Source organism: Streptomyces sp. Ru62 (genome assembly GCF_002920615.1).
Lineage (GTDB): Bacteria > Actinomycetota > Actinomycetes > Streptomycetales > Streptomycetaceae > Streptomyces.
Genome location: NZ_PQSU01000087.1, coordinates 1 through 1,286, shown reverse-complemented (window position 1 = coordinate 1,286; position 1,286 = coordinate 1). Strand labels below are relative to the sequence as shown.

The 1,286-nt window shown below is 71.1% G+C and carries 1 protein-coding gene; it reads left to right on the top strand.

Annotated elements, in window-relative coordinates; genetic code table 11:
• Positions 1–26: 26 nt before the first annotated feature.
• The coding region (locus C3492_RS43795) for a non-ribosomal peptide synthetase (RefSeq protein ID WP_258056268.1) at positions 27–1,286 on the top strand (1,260 nt) is incomplete at its 3' end.

Sequence of the window (1,286 nt, the reverse complement as noted above, 5' to 3'; positions counted from 1 at the left end):
TCGGTGGGGGTCTGGACCTGGCGTACGTGATGTTCACGTCGGGGTCGACGGGTCGTCCCAAGGGGGCGATGGTGCAGCGGTCGGGGATGGTGAACCACCTGTGGGCGAAGGTGGGTGATCTGGAGTTGGTGGCGGGGGAGTCGGTGGTGCAGAACGCGCCGTTGACGTTCGACGTCTCGGTGTGGCAGATGCTGGCTCCGCTGCTGGTGGGCGGGACGGTGCGGGTGGCGGGGGAGCTGGCGGCGGATCCGTCGGGGCTGTTCGCGATGGTGGCCGGGGAGCGGGTGGCGGTCCTGGAGGTGGTGCCGTCGCTGCTGCGGGCGGCGCTGGACGCCTGGGACATCGAGGGTTCCGCGCCTGAGCTGCCGGAGTTGCGGTGGCTGATGGTGACGGGTGAGGCGTTGCCGGCGGATCTGTGCCGGCGGTGGCACGAGCGGTATCCGCTTGTGCCGATGATGAACGCCTACGGGCCGACCGAGTGCTCGGACGATGTGACGCACGCCGTCATCCGGGCCGGGGACGAACTGGGCGCTCGGGTGCCGATCGGTTCGGCGGTTCGTAACACGTGTCTGTATGTGTTGTCGGACGAGTTGCAGCCGGTGCCGGTGGGTGTGCCGGGTGAGTTGTACGTCGGTGGCGCGGGCGTGGGCCGGGGATACCTGGACGACCCCGCCCGCACGGCCGGGACCTTCGTGCCGGACCCGTTCGGTCCTGTGGGTACGCGGATGTATCGGACCGGGGACCGGGTGGTGCAGCGCCCGGACGGTCAGCTGGAGTTCATCGAGCGGCGTGACCACCAGGTCAAGATCCGGGGCCGCCGGGTGGAGACGGGTGAGATCGAGGCGGTCATGCGTTCCCTGGAGGGTGTGACCGATGCGGCGGTGGCCGTGCTGCCCGACGCGTCCGGCAACCCGCGGCTGGTCGGCTACCTCACCGGGCCCGGCGTGGACGCGGTCCGTGTCCGTGCCGAGCTGGCCCAGCTGCTTCCCGCCTACATGATCCCGGCGTCCTGGCTGGTGCTGGAGGCGCTGCCGCTGACGGCCAACGGCAAGCTGGACCGCAAGGCGCTGCCCCGGCCCGCCCTGTCGGGGCAGGAGGCCAAGCGGGGGGCGGGCAATGACCGTGAACGCGTCCTGGCCGAGATCTTCGCCGATGTCCTCGGGGTGACCGAGGTGGGCGTGGACGAGGACTTCTTCGCGCTCGGCGGCGACAGCATCCGCTCCATCCAGCTGGTCAGCCGGGCCCGCGCCGCCGGGCTCGCCCTGACCACCCGCGACGTCTTCGAA